At 65.7% G+C, this 17,185-nt stretch carries 12 protein-coding genes; 4 read left to right on the top strand and 8 right to left on the bottom strand.

What is annotated here, in order from left to right; translation table 11 throughout:
- Positions 1-19: 19 nt before the first annotated feature.
- The 5 genes from QUH67_RS25485 to QUH67_RS25465 all read right to left on the bottom strand — a co-directional run bounded on the left by QUH67_RS25485 (position 20) and on the right by QUH67_RS25465 (position 5,595).
- Positions 20-1,441, bottom strand: coding sequence for a Dyp-type peroxidase (locus QUH67_RS25485; RefSeq protein ID WP_300942131.1), 1,422 nt, complete (start codon positions 1,439-1,441; stop codon positions 20-22).
- Positions 1,438-2,157, bottom strand: coding sequence for a hypothetical protein (locus tag QUH67_RS25480; RefSeq protein ID WP_300942130.1), 720 nt, complete (start codon positions 2,155-2,157; stop codon positions 1,438-1,440). The genes QUH67_RS25485 and QUH67_RS25480 overlap by 4 nt, the downstream gene beginning before the upstream one ends.
- Positions 2,147-3,181, bottom strand: a complete 1,035-nt coding sequence (locus tag QUH67_RS25475; RefSeq protein WP_300942129.1) for a catalase — start codon at positions 3,179-3,181, stop codon at positions 2,147-2,149. The genes QUH67_RS25480 and QUH67_RS25475 overlap by 11 nt, the downstream gene beginning before the upstream one ends.
- A 156-nt stretch (positions 3,182-3,337) precedes the next feature.
- Positions 3,338-4,279, bottom strand: a complete 942-nt coding sequence (locus QUH67_RS25470; protein WP_300942128.1) for a diacylglycerol/lipid kinase family protein — start codon at positions 4,277-4,279, stop codon at positions 3,338-3,340.
- Between the two features lie 149 nt (positions 4,280-4,428).
- Complete coding sequence (locus QUH67_RS25465) at positions 4,429-5,595, bottom strand: hypothetical protein (protein ID WP_320416097.1); 1,167 nt, start codon at positions 5,593-5,595, stop codon at positions 4,429-4,431.
- Between the two features lie 235 nt (positions 5,596-5,830).
- Here QUH67_RS25465 and QUH67_RS25460 point away from each other — a divergent pair, with 235 nt between their 5' ends.
- Positions 5,831-7,030: an MFS transporter gene (locus tag QUH67_RS25460; RefSeq protein WP_300942126.1), complete on the top strand. Its 1,200-nt coding sequence runs from the start codon at positions 5,831-5,833 to the stop codon at positions 7,028-7,030.
- Here the strand turns inward: QUH67_RS25460 and dgcA are convergent.
- On the bottom strand, positions 7,000-7,995 hold the full coding sequence (gene dgcA, locus QUH67_RS25455) for an N-acetyl-D-Glu racemase DgcA (protein ID WP_300942125.1): 996 nt from the start codon (positions 7,993-7,995) through the stop codon (positions 7,000-7,002). The genes QUH67_RS25460 and dgcA overlap by 31 nt on opposite strands.
- 143 nt (positions 7,996-8,138) lie before the next feature.
- Between dgcA and QUH67_RS25450 the strand changes: the two genes are divergently transcribed.
- From QUH67_RS25450 to QUH67_RS25440, 3 genes are all read left to right on the top strand, one after another.
- The gene (locus QUH67_RS25450; RefSeq protein ID WP_300942124.1) at positions 8,139-9,272 is read left to right on the top strand and encodes an ABC transporter permease; all 1,134 of its coding nucleotides are present in this window, start codon (positions 8,139-8,141) and stop codon (positions 9,270-9,272) included.
- A 2-nt stretch (positions 9,273-9,274) separates the two neighbouring features.
- A complete protein-coding gene (locus tag QUH67_RS25445; RefSeq protein WP_300942123.1) occupies positions 9,275-10,045 on the top strand; it encodes an ABC transporter ATP-binding protein in 771 nt (256 codons plus the stop codon).
- Positions 10,046-10,256: 211 nt separating this feature from the next.
- Entirely contained in the window at positions 10,257-11,165 is a 909-nt protein-coding gene (locus tag QUH67_RS25440) for an MlaD family protein (RefSeq protein WP_300942122.1), read from the top strand.
- Positions 11,166-11,170: 5 nt separating this feature from the next.
- Here the strand turns inward: QUH67_RS25440 and QUH67_RS25435 are convergent, their stop codons facing one another.
- Positions 11,171-11,473 (bottom strand): DUF6881 domain-containing protein, encoded by a 303-nt coding sequence (locus QUH67_RS25435; protein ID WP_300942121.1) that lies wholly within the window; start codon positions 11,471-11,473, stop codon positions 11,171-11,173.
- A 109-nt stretch (positions 11,474-11,582) separates the two neighbouring features.
- Positions 11,583-16,913 (bottom strand): apolipoprotein A-IV repeat region-like domain-containing protein, encoded by a 5,331-nt coding sequence (locus QUH67_RS25430; protein ID WP_300942120.1) that lies wholly within the window; start codon positions 16,911-16,913, stop codon positions 11,583-11,585.
- Positions 16,914-17,185 lie beyond the last annotated feature (272 nt).

The raw sequence follows: 17,185 nt of genomic DNA, 5'->3' as shown, positions 1-17,185 counted from the left end.
ATGACCCTGGGTCGGCTGCTCACGTCGTCAGCGATCCCAGGTATCGGATCGCCGACAGGCTCGGGAGGAACGTATAGGCGCCACCCCGGGTCGAAACGAACTCGGGGAATCCGCGCAGCCGGATCGTGCCGCCGGATTTGAGCGGCAGGTCGAACCAGCTGGTGGCGGGATCGTTGGTGCCCGTGATCGGATCGTTGGAGCCGGTGATGCGCGGATCCTGCAGGCCGAGGTTCAGCCAGTCGCAGGACATCGCCTCGAACTGGGCGCCGAGGCTGGCGCCGATGAAATTGCCGAGCAGCCCCCGTTCCGGTTGGTCCCCGTTGGGCGTCGCCGGATCATAGGCCGGTCCATAGGGTACGCCGCGGCGGACCAGGCGCCGGCTGTTGTTGGCCACCCTTTGCACGATCTGCCCGCCGCGCGGGTTGCAGCGGCGGATATGGGCGCCGTAGGGGCAGCGTGAGTTGTGATCATAGTCGAACCTCGCCTGGTCCACGCCGGGATCGGGCAGGTCCGCCGAAAGGGCCAGCGGCGTGCCATCGCGCCATCGGCCGCACAAATTGGCGGCGACCACCTCGCGCAAGGCGGCATGACGCGAGGGCGATTTGATGGAGAGCACCTGGCAGATTTTTGTTTCCGCGCCTGGCGGCAGCACTTCGTCGACCTGCGTGTGCTTGAGCAGATCGGATGCGGCCTGATCGAGATAGTTCTCGAAGCCCACGACGTCCTGTCGCAGCACGCGGAAGGCGTTGAAGGTGCCGTTGTGTCCGAGTTCGGCGGGCTGGGGCACCCGCCATAGCAAACCTTCCAGATTGGTCTTGTGTCCGAGCAGCACGGTGCCGAGCGGCGCCATGGGTTGCCCGTCGGCATGGCGCTCCGGGTCGTGAACGCCCTCGAACCGTGGTTGCATGATGTTGTCGCGGTATCCGAAGTGAACGAAGTCGCCGTTGAAATTATATCCCTCGCGCATGCCGAGCAGCCTCAGCGCGTTTCGATCGAGGGCGCGCTGCTGCACGTGGTCCAGCTGCTCGATTTTTTCGGCATAGATCGTTGCGATGAGATGAATGCGTCCGGGCTCGTCGAACGGCGATGGCCAGGTTTCCGGCGCGCTCTGCCCGACATCCCCGAGCTTGATGGCGCGGGCGGTCATGCCCTCGATGAATTCGTTGGGGAACATTTCAAGCGAGGCGGTCGGCGTGCCGAGGGCGCGCAGTCCCTCGTAGGTCAGGCCGATGTTGAAACAGGTGTCGGGCCGGGCTTTCCCCCAATCCCCCGTCGTGATCTGCGGCACGTCGTGGTCGCGGCCGGAGATCGCGGCGGCGAGCCAGCGCCGGGCCGCGATCCGATCGGCGACTTCGAGGATGAGATATCGCACGTACGGCTTCCTCGTGTAGCCGCGCAGGATGTTGCCCTGCAGATCGGAGAGATCGAACATCGCGCTCACCAGCCTAGCCCCAGTTGCTTGCGGACCTGTGCCACCGAAAATCCGGGATACGCCCGGTAGCCGCTGCCAAGCGAAACGTTGGCGTTGGCGCGCAGCTGAAGCACCATCTTGCGCGGCAGCAGCGTCAGATCGTCATTGACGGGCGACACGTTCCTGTCGCCGTTCAGCGCTTCCTGGTCGCGCAGAAAGTCGGTGGGCGTGTCCGGCACCTGGTACAGGTCGCGCTCGTGCACCCACTGGATGAACGCCTCGACATTCTTCTCGCACGGAATCACTTTTTCTCCACCCTCGACGAGGCCGACCACGGCGTCGAACACCTCGCCGATCGTGGCGATGAAATCGCGGATGTAATTGGTGAAGTCGCCGTCATAGACCGAAAACATGCAGATGTTGTCGCCGACGATGACGAAGCGCGCGAAGTGCACCGTGCCGACATTGTTCAAGCCGGCGAAGATCGCGTCCTTGTGCTGCGCGATCGCCATCGCGGCGTGCGCGCGTCCGATCGGCGACTTGTCCTTGAGCGGCATGATCAGGTTCATCATGCACTGGACATTGTCGCTGTGCTGGAACGACGGATGCGGACCGCCGGGCAGCGGCTTCACCGGCGTCCACCATGCCCACAACGGCACCAGGATCCGTGCTGCCACGAACTTAAAAAGGGACGTTTCGGGCAGCCGGTCCACAAAACGATCCATGATCCCTTCGTCACGCGACATCGTCCGGTCTCCATTTGAAGGGACATCCGCCGCGCATTTCACGCGAGACTTCGTAGGCGCCGAGGCGGGCTTCGAGGATCGGATCGTTGGAGGCTTCGATGCCGGGCGCGAGGCGGCAGGGATTGAAGCTGATGCGCTCTCCGGCGGCGGCCTGGTCGTCGCCCTCGGGGATCTCGGTGAGGGTGAGGGTGCCCATGGCGACACGGACGCGGGTTCCCGGCCAGGGCTTGGTGCAATCGTCGATCGCATCGCCCTCTTCGCCGATGGTCATCATCAGCATGAACCGGGCCGGCCACCGCCGCAGACGGTCTTTGAGCTCCTCGAACAGATATTTGTCTTTCGGTACGGCCTTGGGGTCGGTGTTGTTCACGCCGGCGACCGGCTGCCAGTAGAAGCGAACCGGGCGGCGAACGCCATCGGGCGCCGTCACCCAGAAGGTATGGACGGCATGATAGCTCGCGCGGGCATAGCTCTCCGGTGCGCCGATCGTGCCGACCTGAAAGATGCCCAGCTGGGCGAACCGGTGCCGGTTGGCGTAACGAAGCGCGCCCGCGTCGACGCTCTGGGTTTCGCCCGCGTAGGGCGTGCGGGGAGGGATCTTGAGCTGCAGAAAATCTGCGATCTTCAGCAGCCAGTGCCGTCGCCGATGCGGCTCGCGCTTCGCAACCCTGGAAAATTCGAAGAAGTCGTCGACATTGCGGACGAAGAATTCGCCGAGCGTCGTCGCGATCAGGTCGCTTGCCGTCGTGTCCCGCAAGTGGAAGCGTACCGCCATGCCACGGACATCGGACCATCCATCGTGCTGCTCCAGGCCCCCCAATCCGTTGGAGAACCGGATCGAGACGTCGACGGGCTCTCCGTTGAAATGTTCCGCAATGCAATAGGTGCGCGCCACCTCCGACGCCACGAATTTGCCCTTCACGCCGATGCCGATGGTATGAACCGGCCGTCTCCCTGGGACGGGAGCCGGCAAATTGTCGTGGATGACCTGAACGAGGCGCTTTGCTGTTGACGGATCGACCATGCCCCCTCCGAGATGGACGGACCGCGGGATGCGTTTGGCGACTCCGGCGCGGTGCCTATCGAATTCAGCCCTGTTCCCTTCTTCAAATGTTACCTTCGATCCGCGGCCGAATGTGTGATGTGGTTCACAATATGAAAGGGCTGCGCGAGCGGACGGTCAAATCCGGCCGGCGGCCGCCACCTTGAGGTGGAACGGCAGCATCGTCACCGACATCGGCAATCGTCCGATGCTTTCGCCGTCGACGTCGGCGCGGACCATTTGATCGCTGTCGATCGTGATCCGCGTCGCGTGACGCCGCGACACTTTCGGGTGCGCCAGATAGCTGCCGTCGCCGAGCCTGGGGACGATCTTGGTCAGGGTCTCCCAATGACCGATGTCTCCGACCATGATCAGGTCGAATTTGCGGTCGCCGGGGTCGGCGCCGGGGGCGAGCATCAGCCCTTCGCCGGCGCCGTCGAAGCTGCACAGCATCAGCGACCACATCGGCAGCCTCTGTTCGGCCTCGTCGTCGATCCTGATGCGGTAGTCATGCGGGTTGTAGGTTAGCGACGTGAAGGCGGTCATCAGGATGTAGCTGAACGGGCCGAGCCGCTTCAGCAGTGGCACGCGTTGCGCGCGCCAGGAGATGGTGGCGGCGGCGCCGACAATAGCGAGCACGAAGCCGTAGCGGGTCACCTGGTTGCCGCCGTACCCCCTGGCTTCGGCGCGGAAGACGTCGATGTCGCGGGTGTGGCCCATGGCGATCGCCTTGCTGGCCGCTTCGAAGGAGATCTGGCCGAAGGAGCGGCACAGTTCGTTCGACGTGCCGCCCGGCAGTTGCGCCAGCACCAGGTCGTCCACGATCGGACGATCGTCCGCGATCACGCCGTTCATCATTTCGCTGAAGGTGCCATCACCGCCGACGGAGATCAGGCGCCGGTAACCGGCATCGACCGCTTCCCGCGCCAGCAGCGTCGCATGATTGGGGGCGCTCGTCGTCGCGATGTCGTCGTCATCGAGCGGGCCGAGATGCTTTTCGAGTTCGGCGCGGATCTGCGGCCAGCGCCTGCCGCAACCGCCCTTGTTCGCCATTGGATTGACGATGATTCTGGACTTCACGGCCGTCTCCGCGCGCGATGACGATCGCGTCAGCTTGACGTCGGCGAAGGGGCGAAGCAACCGGAAAGCGAACTCTTCGCTTGTGCAACAAATGCTGCGGACGCGTTATCGCAGCCACGAAAGCTTCGCGCGGGAGAGCAGGCGGCTTCTCACGAAAAGAACGCGATCTTCTCGGCCTGGCTCATGCGACGGATCGGCGCCAGCGGGTCGTTGGCCGCGGTGATCGGCTTTTTCAGCAAGCCGCTGGCGATCAGGCTGGAGCCAAGCGACATTTCCACGGCGGGTGCCGGGACAGGAGCGGGCGGCGAAGGTGGCGCTTGAACGACCTGTTGAACAGGCGGCGCGACGAAAACCGGTTCAGGCGCTTTGGCGACGATCGTGGGGGCCACCGGAACTGGCTCGGTGGGAGCAGGCTCGGGGGGACGGGCTTGCTCGGCGACCGCCTCGGCGATCTCGATTTCGTCGTCGCCGATCGGATCGGGCGCGCCCATCTCCATCGCGATCATGTCGAGGACCGCCTCGTCCTGGGCGTCGGCATCCGCTGCGTTCGTATCCGTCGTGCCTGTGGTCGTTTCGTCAGCGTCCTGCGCGTCGGCATTCTGGAACGCGGTCTCCGGAGCGGCCGCTTCCGCGACGGCCGCGACCGCGGCAGGTTGCGGGGTTTCCGTTGGCGCGGGTTCGGCGTGCACGCGCGGGGCGACGGGCGGCGCCTTGTCAGCTGGCGGCGCCTTGTAAACGGACGACGCCTTGGCAGCTTCCCTTGCGAAAAACGCTTCGGCGATCTCTGCCACCAGGTCCAATGCCGGTGCGGCCGGGGCGGGCGCCGCCGCTTCGGTCTCCATCTCCATCGACGCATCGTCGTCGGTGAATTCCACCAGCCGGCCCTGCAGGGCGGCAAAGGCCGCGCGCAGCGCCAGGCGCGCCTCGTCGGAGGAGAACTGGTCGGTGCTCTTTTCGATGACGGTGACCTGCGAATCGATCAGGTCGCAGATCCGACCGTCATTGCCGATTTCCCGTAAGCGCCAGGCGATTTCCCGCAACACCCGCGCGCCCTTGCGGACCGGTGCCATCCGTTTTTCCAGCGCCAGGCTGTCGAGTGCCTCCATCGCCGATTCCTCGGCCGCTTCGACCAGACTGCGGATGGCGGCGAGCGCCTCGGTGAGCCGATCCTGCGCGGCGGCGGCCGCGGCGACAGCGTCCTTGGCCTGCTGCGCCGAAAGGCCTTCCTCGCGCTGCAGGTTTGCTTCGCGCTCGAGTTCTTCTTCGCGCTGCGCGGCAAGATTTTGTTCGATCCGCGCTACCGCGTCCAGCACCATGCGGGTGTCGGCATTGCGGTTGCGCTTGGCGTATTCGGTCAGGAACCAGCGGCCCCGCGAGGTTTCCATGAAGGCTTCGGCGATCGCGGCATAATCTTCCTCCCGCGGCAGCGTGGCGCGTGCCGAGATCGGAGAGAGGGCGAATACGTCGTCAGCCATGTCAAACTCTTCGCGCAAATCAACGCGCACTGCGATAACGAGACAACACGATATTGCCCGAATCGCAATTGAATTGATGCAGAGCGAATCACAAATCCCCACAGCTTCTCAAGATGTATCCCGGCGTTTCGCGACCCGGGTGGCGTTGTTTTACGGCACCCTGTTCGGAATGACCGGCGCTCATCTGCCGTTTTTCACGGTCTGGTTGAAGGCGGTCGGGATCGATGCGTTCTGGATAGGCCTGATCACGGCCGTCCCCGCGGTGACCCGGTTTACGGCGCTGCCGCTGGTGACAGGACTGGCGGAACGGCGCCAGGCCTTGCGCGGCGGCATCGTCGTGACCGCCTTTGCCACGGCTTTGGGCTTCTTCCTCCTCGGCACCCAGCATTTGCCGGTGCTGGTGTTTCTGGTCTACGCCCTGACCTGTTGCCTGTGGACGCCGATGGTACCGCTGACCGATGCCTATGCGTTGTGCGGCGTGAAACGCTACGGCCTGAACTACGGGCCGTTGCGGCTGTGGGGCTCGGCCGCCTTCGTCCTGGGCGCACTGGTCTGCGGCATGCTGTTCGACCTGATCGCCGCCAAGAACCTGATCTGGATCATCGCCGGCGCTGCCGCGCTCGGGGCGCTGGCGAGCCTCGCACTGCCGTCGCTGGACGACACCAGGACGGCCCGCCCGGATAGCGGCGGGGCGGGCGCGCTGCTGCGCGACGGCGGCTTTATCGCCGTCATTGTCGCGTCGGCGCTGATCCAGGGCAGCCACGCCGCCTATTACATTTTTGCGTCGATCGCCTGGCAGCAGGCGGGATATGACGGGCTGACGATTGCGATTCTCTGGGTGTTGGGCGTGATCGCCGAGATCGTGCTGTTCGCGCTGTCGCCGCGATTTGTCCTGCCGCCGTGGATGCTGGTGGTGATCGCGGCGCTCAGCGCGGCCGTGCGCTGGGCGGTCATGGCGCAGGATCCGCCGTTGGCCGTTCTCGCGATCGTCCAGCTCGCGCATGCGCTGAGCTTCGGGCTGACGCAGGTCGGCATCATGGGATTGATGCTGCGTCAGGTGCCCGGCCACGTGATGGCGCGGGGGCAGGGCTACATGACCGCCTGCGGCGGCATCGTCGCCGGCCTCGCCTCGGTCGCGTCAGGCACGATCTACGAAAGCTGGGGACAGGGCATCTATTACGTCATGGCGGCGATGGCCGCGTCGGGCGGGCTCGTGATCTGGCTGGCGCGGCGGCGGCTCGCCCATCAGCCCCACAAGACGGCTTCCGGCGGGTAGACCAGGCTGCCGTCATAGCGCAGCCCGTTCTCGCGGTCGTGCGCCAGCAGCAGCGGACCATCGAGATCGACGAATCGGGCCTGCGGCGCCAGCAGCATGGCGGGCGCCATCGCCAGTGAGGTTGCGACCATGCAGCCGATCATGATTTCAAAGCCGAGCGCGTGCGCGGCGTCCGCCATCGCGAGCGCTTCCGTCAGCCCGCCGGTCTTGTCGAGCTTGATGTTGACCGCGTCGTAGCGCCCGCGCAGTTCGTCGAGCGAGGCGCGGTCATGCACGCTTTCGTCGGCGCAGACCGCGATCGGCCGCCGGATGCGCGCCAGCGCCTCGTCGCCGCCGGCCGGCAGCGGCTGCTCGACCAGCGTCACGCCGGCATTGGCGCAGGCGGCCAGGTTTTGTTCGAGGTTGCCCGGGGTCCAGGCCTCGTTGGCGTCCACGATCAGTTCGGACTCAGGCGCCGCCTTGCGCACCGCGGCGATCCGCGCCTCGTCGTCCTCGCCGCCGAGCTTGACCTTCAGCAGCGGCCGGTGCGCGGCTTTCGCGGTCGCCGAGGCCATGGCGGCCGGCGTACCGAGCGAGATCGTGAACGCGGTGGTGCAGGGGCGCGGCGCCGGCCGGCCGAGCAGGGTCCAGACCCGCTGCCCGGCGCGCTTGGCCTCCAGATCGAGCAGCGCGCAATCCAGCGCGTTGCGGGCGGCGCCCGCCGGCATCGCCGCCTGCAGCGCTGCGCGGTCCAGCCCCTTCGCAAGTGGCTCCCGCATTGCATGAAGCGCTTCAAGTGTCGCTTCCGGCGTCTCGTGGTAGCGCGGGTAGGGCACGCATTCGCCGCGGCCGCTCGCGCCGTCCTGGCTGACCGTGGCAATCACGGTCACGGCCTCGGTCTTGGCCCCGCGGCTGATCGTGAAGCTGCCCGCGATCGGCCAGCGTTCTATGCTGACGGCAAGCTTTCGAGATGGGCTGGAAGTCATTTTAAAATCTGGCAATTTCTGAACCGCAAGCTTGCCCGGCGCGGCCAACTATGGCTGGTTAGGGACGGATTCGACAAGGCGTATGGCGTGCGGAACCTGAACGTTTTGCATCGATACCGTACTGGCCTCGAGGGGTAGGCATCGTGAGCGGCGACCCGACATTGGAGCGGATAGCGCAAGGCAACGGGCTGGCGCTGTGTGCGACCGGGTCATGGACAGCCCGCTTTGCGCCGGTGCTGGAACGGATGGTCGCGGACGCCGAAAAACTCGGCGGCAAGTCGCCCAACATCGTCATTGACGCCTCCCGGGTGTCCAAGCTCGACACCTTTGGCGCCTGGCTGATCGAGCGGCTGCGCCGCAGCCTGACCCAGGGCGGCGTCGAGACCGAAATCGCCGGGCTCTCGGCCAATTATGCCAGTCTGGTCGACGAGGTGCGCCGGGTGAAGGCCGAGCCGGCCGTCGAGACCGACCGGGTGACCATATCAGGCATGCTGGAACAGATCGGTCGTGCCGTGGCCGGCGTCGGCGGCACGCTGATCGGGCTGATCGAAATGCTGGGCGCGGTGCTGGCGGCAGCCGGCCATGTCCTGATCCGCCCCCGCGGCTTCCGCATGACCTCGACCATCCATCATCTGGAGCAGGTTTGCTGGCGCGCAGTGCCGATCGTGGTGCTGATCACGTTCCTGATCGGCTGTATCATTTCGCAACAGGGCATCTTCCATTTCCGAAAATTCGGCGCCGACATCTTCGTGGTCGACATGCTGGGCGTGCTGGTGCTGCGCGAGATCGGCGTGCTGCTGGTCGCGATCATGGTGGCGGGCCGCTCCGGCTCGGCCTACACCGCCGAACTCGGTTCGATGAAGATGCGCGAGGAGATCGACGCGCTGCGCACCATGGGTTTCGACCCGATCGAGGTCCTGATCCTGCCGCGGATGCTCGCTTTGGTGCTGGCATTGCCGATCCTCGCCTTCCTCGGCGCGATGGCCGCGCTCTACGGCGGCGGGCTGGTGGCCTGGCTCTATGGCGGCGTCGAGCCCGAGGCGTTCCTGCTGCGCCTGCGCGACGCCATCTCGATCGACCATTTCATCGTCGGCATCATCAAGGCGCCGGTCATGGCCGCCGTGATCGGCATCGTCGCCTGCGTCGAGGGGCTGGCGGTGCAGGGCAGCGCTGAATCGCTCGGCCAGCACACGACATCCTCCGTCGTAAAGGGGATATTCTTCGTGATCGTGATGGACGGCGTGTTCGCGATCTTCTTCGCATCGATCGGAATGTGACCATGGCGGAGGAGATTTCCGACGCGATCATCCGCGTTCGCGACATTACGGTTCAATTCGGCAAGACGCGGGTGCTGGATGGGCTCAACCTCGACGTCAAGCGCGGCGAAATCCTGGGTTTCGTCGGGCCTTCGGGGGCCGGCAAATCGGTATTGACGCGGACCATCATCGGCCTGGTGCCGAAGATCGCCGGGCGCATCGAGGTGTTCGGCGTCGATCTGGATGCGGCGAGCACCGCCGAGCGCCGCGGGGTCGAGCGCCGCTGGGGCATCCTGTTCCAGCAGGGCGCGCTGTTCTCCTCGCTCACCGTGCGCCAGAATATCCAGTTCCCGGTGCGCGAATATCTCAGGGTGTCGCAGCGGCTGCTCGACGAGATCATGGTGGCGAAACTCGGCATGGTGGGCCTGAAGCCCGAAGTCGCCGACCGCTATCCCTCCGAACTCTCAGGCGGCATGATCAAGCGCGTGGCGCTGGCGCGTGCGCTCGCGCTCGATCCCGAACTGGTGTTCCTGGACGAGCCGACCTCGGGCCTCGATCCGATCGGCGCGGGCGATTTCGACGAGCTGGTGCGCACCCTGCAGCGCACTTTGGGCCTGACCGTTTTCATGGTAACGCACGACCTCGACAGCCTTTACACGGCCTGCGACCGGATCGCGGTTTTAGGGAACGGTAAGATCATTGCTGCAGGTTCGATTGCCGACATGCAGGCTTCCCAGCATCCCTGGCTCAGGCAATATTTTCATGGCAAGCGCGCCCGCGCGGTCATGGGGTAGAGCGTTTTCCAGCGAAGTGGGAGCTGTTCGCGCTTGGAATACGCGCAAAACAAATAATCTAGAGCCCCGTTCCGACTCAATCGGAATGGGGATCCAGCGCAGGATCACGAAGCGGGTAGCGGGTTTTGATGCGATCATGCCCGAACATGCGATAAACGACGGGTTGGGTCGGCGAAGCTGACCGGATCCAGCTTCCGGAGTACCTTGAGTTATGGAAACGCGGGCGAATTACGTCCTGATCGGGGCCTTTACGCTGGCGGTGATCGCCGCGGCGTTCGGCTTCGTGCTGTGGTTTCAGAGCCTGCACACCACCAAGCTGCGCAGCCCGATCCGCATCGTGTTCGAAGGCCCGGCGTCCGGCCTGCGCAACGGCGGTAGCGTCAATTTCAACGGTATCCGGATAGGGGAAGTCGTTTCGGTCAAGCTCGACAACCCCCGCCGCGTGGTCGCACTCGCGATGGTTGAGAACAACGCACCGATCCGGAAAGACACCCTGGTCGGTCTCGAGTTCCAGGGCCTGACCGGGGTCGCCGCGATCTCGCTGAAAGGCGGCGAGGAGAACGCCGCCGCCGTGCCGCTCGACGAGGACGGCGTGCCGATGCTGACCGCCGACCCGAGCGCGCTGCAGGACGTTACCGAGTCGATCCGCGCCACCTTGCAGAACGTCAACCGCATCGTCGCCGACAACCAGGAGTCGGTGAAGAACTCGCTGCGGAACCTGGAAACCTTCACCGCCGCGCTCGCGCGCAACTCCGAGAAGATCGACAACGTCATGCTGCGGGTCGACGGCGTGATGGGCAAGGCCGACAGCCTGATGCTCGGGCTGAACACCATCGCGGGCGGCGCCGCCGGCGGCGAATTGAACCTGATGGTGAAATCGATCCGCGAACTCGCCGAGGATTTCGACAAGCGCTCGGGCGCGCTGATGGCCGACGGCCGCCGCACGCTCGCCGACATCAGCCGCGCCGTGAACAATTTTGATCGCAACCCGAGCCGCGTGATTTTTGGTGGCAGCAACAACGCCCCCCCGCCGCCGCCGGAGCCAACCGCTTCGACCCCGCCCAGAGGCGCGAACGCCTCGGCGCCGCCGAGGGTGCCAGCTGGGCAGAAGCGGCAGTAAGCTGATTACGCTTCGCTAGTCCGTACTGTGGCCTTCAACCAAATTGTTTCAAACTCGTCTTTTGTGATCGCCACAGCATCGAACTCAGGCATTAAAGCAATTTGCAAAAGCGTCGGTAGCGGTTCGAGACTTAAGAAAGTCGTCCCCTCAGGCGTAGAGCGATCGGCATATCCGAGCGACCCGTCGGGAAATACTTCCACTTTCCTGACCTCCCACCGTTTATCGTCCAACTCGCTGTAAAGCAGGAGTGGCGTGTCAAGGGCGTTCTGTTTCCAACCGACCTTTATGTAGTCCACCGCCAAAGCCATTCCCAATCAAGCGATCAACAGTATGTTGCTGCAGTCTTTGATCAACGGTTGGAAAAACAAAACGGAGGCATCGCTGCCTCCGTTTCTAGATGTCCGATTGATCTAAGCCTTACCCAAGCCGCCCGGCCGCGTGTGCGAGCAGGGTGTAGACCAGCCCGGTCTCCGAGGTGAGGTGGCTGCGCAGCGCCTGCGGGCCGCGGTCGTCGCGCGCGACCTCGTCGAGCAGCCGTTCGAACTCGGCGATGTAGCGGTCGACCGTCTGCTTGAAGCTCCGATCGGCGCGGTATTTGCGCGAGACCTCGTCGAACGCCTTCTGCCCGGCCGGCGTGTACAGCCGCTTGGTGAACGCCTTGCTCTCGCCGCGCTGGTAGCGGTCCCACATTTCGCCCGCGAGGTTGCGATCCATCAGCCGGCCGATGTCGAGCGACAGCGACTCCAGCGGATTGGCGGCTGGCTGCGGGGCGCGGCCGCGGGGCGGCTGTCCGACGCCGGCGTCGGTGCGATGGAGCAGGTCGGACAGCCACCCGTCCTGACCGCCGCCCGCCGGCGACATCGGCGGGGCTTCGGCGCGGCGGCCGCTCGACCCGCCGAGGTCCGGCGGCGGCAGCGTCGAGGCGCTCGGCATGTCGCGCATGCGGACTTCGCTTTCGCGCATCCGCGGCTCGTTCTCGCGCATCCGCGTCTCGCTGCTCCGGTTGGTGACGGCCGCGATCAAAGGCTGCTCTTCCTGGCGCGGCGGGGTGGGGCGGCTTGCGGTCACGACGTCGAGGCCGCGGCCGTGATGGGCGACGATCCGGTTGAGTTCGGCAAGCGCCTCGATCTGGTCGACGATCACCTTGCGCATCTGCGCGGTGTTGTCGGCGGCCTCCTGCGGCATCTCCAGCACGCCGCGGCGCAGTTCGTTGCGGGTCTGCTCGAGCTCGTCGTGCATTTCGGCGGCCATCTGCTTCATCGCCTGCACCATCGACGCGAACTTCTCGGTCGACTGCTTGAACATCGCGTCCGTCTCGATGTTGCTCTGCTGGTACATGTCGCTCATCGCGTCGATGGTCTGCCGGCGCTCGTTCTCGGCCGCCGCACGCACCGCTTCGAACTGCCGGTTGAGTGCGGCCGAGCCCGCGCCGGCGGTTTCGGCGACCACGCGCGCGATGTCGCGGGCGCGCTCTTCGGCCGCGGCGAGCGATTCGTCGAGCAGGGTGGTGAAGCGCGACAGCCGCTGGTCGAGGTCGGTGGTGCGCAAGTCGATGGTGGTCACCAGCGAGTCGAGCTGCGACTTGCGGTCGGCGACCGAATTCGTGGTGGTGCGGTTGGCCTGTTCGACGGCGCCGGCCGCCTCGACCAGCTCCTTGCCGTGCCGCTCGAACTCGCTCGACAGCGCGCCGAGATCTTCCAGCGCCTTCGAGGTCTTGCTGTTGAAGACGGTGAGCTGGTCTTCCAGGGTCTGCGTGGCGAGGCCGTTGCGGGCGGTGACGTCGTTCATGGCCGAGACGAAGTCGGCGACGCGGGTCACCAGCGCGCGTTCCAGCGAGTTGAGATTGTCGTGGGCGCCGGTCAGCACTTCCTGCAGCAGGATGTTGCCCTCGCGCAGCCGCTCGAACAGCGCCACCGTGTCGGTGCGCAGGATCTTGCTGGTCTCCTGCATTTCGGTGACGGCGGCGATCGAGACCTGGCGCGACTGGTCGATGGCCGAACGCGACGCCTGTTCGAGGTCCTTCAGCGACTTGGCCACCGCGCCGGTGGCTTGGTCGCCGGCGGTCGTGATGGTGCGCGCGACTTCCGAGCCGTGGGTCGCCATCGATTGCGCGAACGCCTGGCCGCGGGTCTCGATCGATTTCAGGGCGTCGGAGGTGACGCGATCGATGTCGCCCGTGAGCTGCGTGGTCCTGCTGCCGAGCGCCTCGACCAGCGAACCGCGGCGGGCGTCGACGATCTGCGCGAGACGGTCGGTCTGCTGCTGGACATAGGTGACGATCTCGTCGGTCTTGCCGGTCATCGTCGAGCCGAAACTGGTGCTGGCGGCCAGTACAGAACGCTCGATCTCGATCGAGGTCGACTTGACCTTGGTGGTCACCTCGTTGGTGGCGGCGATCAGCACGCTCTGCGCGTTCTGCGCGGTGGTCTGGATGGTATCGGTCGTGCCTGTCGTGACGACGTTGATCGATCGCTCCATGTCGGCGGCGATCGCCTTGATCTGGTTCGCGGCCTCGGAAGAGGTCGCGGAAAGCGAGGTCTGGGCGTCGCGCGCGGTGCCGAGGATGACGGCGGCGGCGTTGGTTCCGACGGTGGTCAGCGTGCGTTCGACGTCGATCGCCAGCGACTTGACGTGGTTGGCGGCTTCCGTCGACGCCGTGATCAGCGTGTTCTGCGCTTCGCGCGCGCCCGTCGTGATCGACTCGGCGGTGGCGTTGCCGGCCATCGACAGCGAGCGCTCGACATCGGATGTGAGCGACTTGACCTGGGTCGAGGCTTCGGCGGAAGCGCTGAGCAGGGCGCTTTGCGCCTCGCGCGCGCCGGCCGTGATCGCCTCGGCCGTTGCAACCCCGCTGATCGAGAGCGAACGCTGGACGTCGGCGGCAAGCGACTTGACCTGGTTGGCGGCCTCGGTGGAAGCGGCGACCAGCGTACTCTGGGCCTCGCGCGCGCCCGCGGTGACGGCTTCGGCGGTCGAGGTTCCGGCGAGCGACAGCGAGCGCTCGACGTCGGAGGTCAGCGACTTGACGTGGTTGGCGGCATCCGAGGACGCCGTCACCAGCATGTTCTGCGCCTCGCGCGCGCCGGCCAGGACCGACGCGGCGGTGGCGTCGCCGGCGGCCGACAGGGTGCGCTCGACGTCCGCGGCCAGCGATTTGATCTGCGAGGCCGCCTCGGAGGAGGCCGACACCAGCGTGGCCTGCGCCTCCTGGGCGCTGGTGAGGATCGATACGGCGGCGCCGGTACCGATCGCGGTCAGCGAGGCCTCGACCTCGGCGGAGGTCAGTTTCAGCTTCTCGCCGACGTCGGAGGACACCGTCAGCAGCGCCTGCTGTGCGCTGCGCGCGCCGGTCTGGATGGTCTCGGCGGTGTTGACGACGAGGTTGGTCAGCGACCGCTCGGCGTCCTCGACATGCGACTTGATTCCGGACGACAGCATCTCGGCGCGCGCCGTCAGGTCTTCGCTGGCCTGGCGGCCGCTGCTCTCGATCCGGCCGGCCACCGCCTCGATGCGGGTGCCGAGCAGATCCTCGAACTGCGCCACGCGGGTATCGATTTGGCCGGCAATGGCGCCGACCCGGCTCTCGATGCCGCTGGCGATATCGCCGACGCGGATATCGATCCCGCCAACGAGGTTGTCGACGCGGGTCTCGAGGCCCTGATGGATTTCCTGGAACCGCGCCTGGATGGTGTCGGCGAGATGGACGCTGCGGCCGTCGATGGTCTCGGTGACGTTGGCGATGCGATGGTCGATTGCCGCAATCGCCTGCGCGGTGCCGTCGGTCAGCGAGGAGGTGAGGAGGGTGAGCCGCTGGTCGATCGACTGGATCGCCTGCGCCGCACCGTCGGTCAGCGATCCCGTCAGCGAGCCGAGCCGGCCCTCGATGGTTTCGGTGACGGATTTGGCGCGGCTGTCGAAGCTCGTCTCCAGCGATTTCAGCCGCCCGTCGATGGTCTCGTCGAACGACTTGATCTTGCTGTCGAGCGAGGCGTCGAGGCCGGTGACGCGGGTGCCGAGCGTGGTTTCGAACTGCAGCAGGCGCTGATCCAGCACCGCGGTGATCTCGCCGCTGTTGGCGACCAGGCGGGTGTCGAAGGTGTCGACGTAGGTCTTCAGATTGTCGCTGATTTCCTGGGTGCGCTGTCCCATGCGCTCGACGATCTCGCCGCCGAAGGTTTTGACGGTGCGGTCGAACTCGGAGATATGACGCGTGATCAACGCGCCGAGCGTGCCGCTGTCACGCGCGAATTTCTCCGCAAGCTCGCTGCCCTGGTTCTTCACCAGTTCTTCGTAGGCGTTCATCTGCAAAGCGAGGCTGTCGTGCGCGTTCTCGGTCTGGCCGATCACCTTGGCGACCAGCGTATTCACGGTCACGTCCAGCGCTTCGCTGGCCTTGTCGCCGGAGGTGAGGATGCGGCTGGCGAGCCGGTTGCCGGCGTCGTCGATCTTGTTGACGAGGTCGCCCGAGCGCAGTTCGAGTTCCAGCAGCAGCGAGTCGGAAGAGTTCTTCAGGGAGTCGTGGACCTGCTCGGTGCGGTCGGAAATGCCGTCGACGATGGTCGAGGAGCGCTGCTCGAATTCTCCGGTGATGCGGTCGATGCGCTCGTTCAGCATCTCGTGAACACGGTCGGCGAGGTCGACGAACTCGTCATGGACGTGGCCGGTCTTGAAGTTGAGGCTGGTGGTCAGCCGTTCGGAGGCGTCGAGCACCGCGCGGGTGGTCTCGGCGCTGGCTTCCTCGAGGCGGTCGAGCAGGTCGCCGCCGCGCTCGCCGAGCGCGAGAATCATGTTGTCGCCGGCGTGGCTGAGCGCGCTCGTGATGTGCTGGCCGCGCTCTTCCAGCGCGCCGGTGATGCTTTTCGCGACCTCGTCGACGCGCGAGGCGATGGCATCCGAGATCAGCGCGATGTCGTGGCGCAGGTCGATCTGGACGCCGGAGATGGCGCTGCGGACCTGCTCGGCCTGGCCGACCAGATTGTCGCGCTGATGGGCGATGTCCTGCAGCAGCGCGCGGATCCGCACCTCGTTGTCGGAATAGGCGCGCTCGAGCGCGGCGACTTCGTTGGCGACCAGCGATTCCAGTTCGCCGGCGCGCGCGATCGCGCGCTCGACGCCGTCGCCCATCGCTGCAACTTCCCGGCGAATCGCCTGACCCACGGTGACCATCGAATCGGCGGCGGCGCCCTCGGGCTCGGAGAAGCGGATCGCGACCTGCGCCATCGATTGCGCGATCATGCGCATTTCCTGGCCGCGCCAGGCGAGGCTCGCGAGGAAGTAGAACAGCAGTACCGGCGCGAAGAACAGCGCGGCCAGGCCGGCGAGCACCAGCACGCCGCCGCTCTGTCCGATCGCCGCCTGCAGTGCGGGCAGGAAACTGACGGTCAGCAGGCCGCAACCGACCACCCAGACGCCGCCGAACACGGAGGCCAGCGTATAGACGCTGCGCGCCGGCTGATTCTTCTGAATCGCCTGCAAAAGCTGCCCGATGGTCTCGCGATCGTCATTGGCGGGGCGACGAGGGCTGCGCGGCTCATCGATGGAATCGAACGCCGGCCGGTCGCCGCCTCCGCGCGTGTCGAACGGCATTTCGGGAAAGGGCGGCGTGGACGGCATGGCGGGCGGCGACAACTCGCCACCGCTCGAATTCCGGTGGGGGTCGACCGAGGTATCGCTGATGTTGAGCGCTTCCTGAATGGCGGACAGCGCGACTTCAGTGGGGTCTTTGACCTTCTTTGGATTGTTCGCCATCTTCAGTCCGACCCCTCTAACGTTTACGCACCCGGCCGTTCCTGCAAAAGTCGCAAGCTCGAAGCCGGATTCATAACCCCCCGCGGACTGCAAGCGTGCCCGCCGGCAGCCAGTCCGCATACATCCGCCACACATCCTATTGGTTGAGCGGTGCGAATGAAATGGCCGCGATTAAGACATCCTTAATCATCGTTAACAGCGCTGTCCGCTAAGACATTCAAAGTGCACAAAATTCTTGAACGACGCGGGGTTTCTGGGCGGATTTGCGTCCA

The organism is Bradyrhizobium roseum (assembly GCF_030413175.1).
In the GTDB taxonomy this organism is placed as follows: Bacteria; Pseudomonadota; Alphaproteobacteria; order Rhizobiales; family Xanthobacteraceae; genus Bradyrhizobium; species Bradyrhizobium roseum.
The sequence above is the reverse complement of the archived record's forward strand: the minus strand, read 5'-3'. Positions and strand labels throughout refer to the sequence as shown.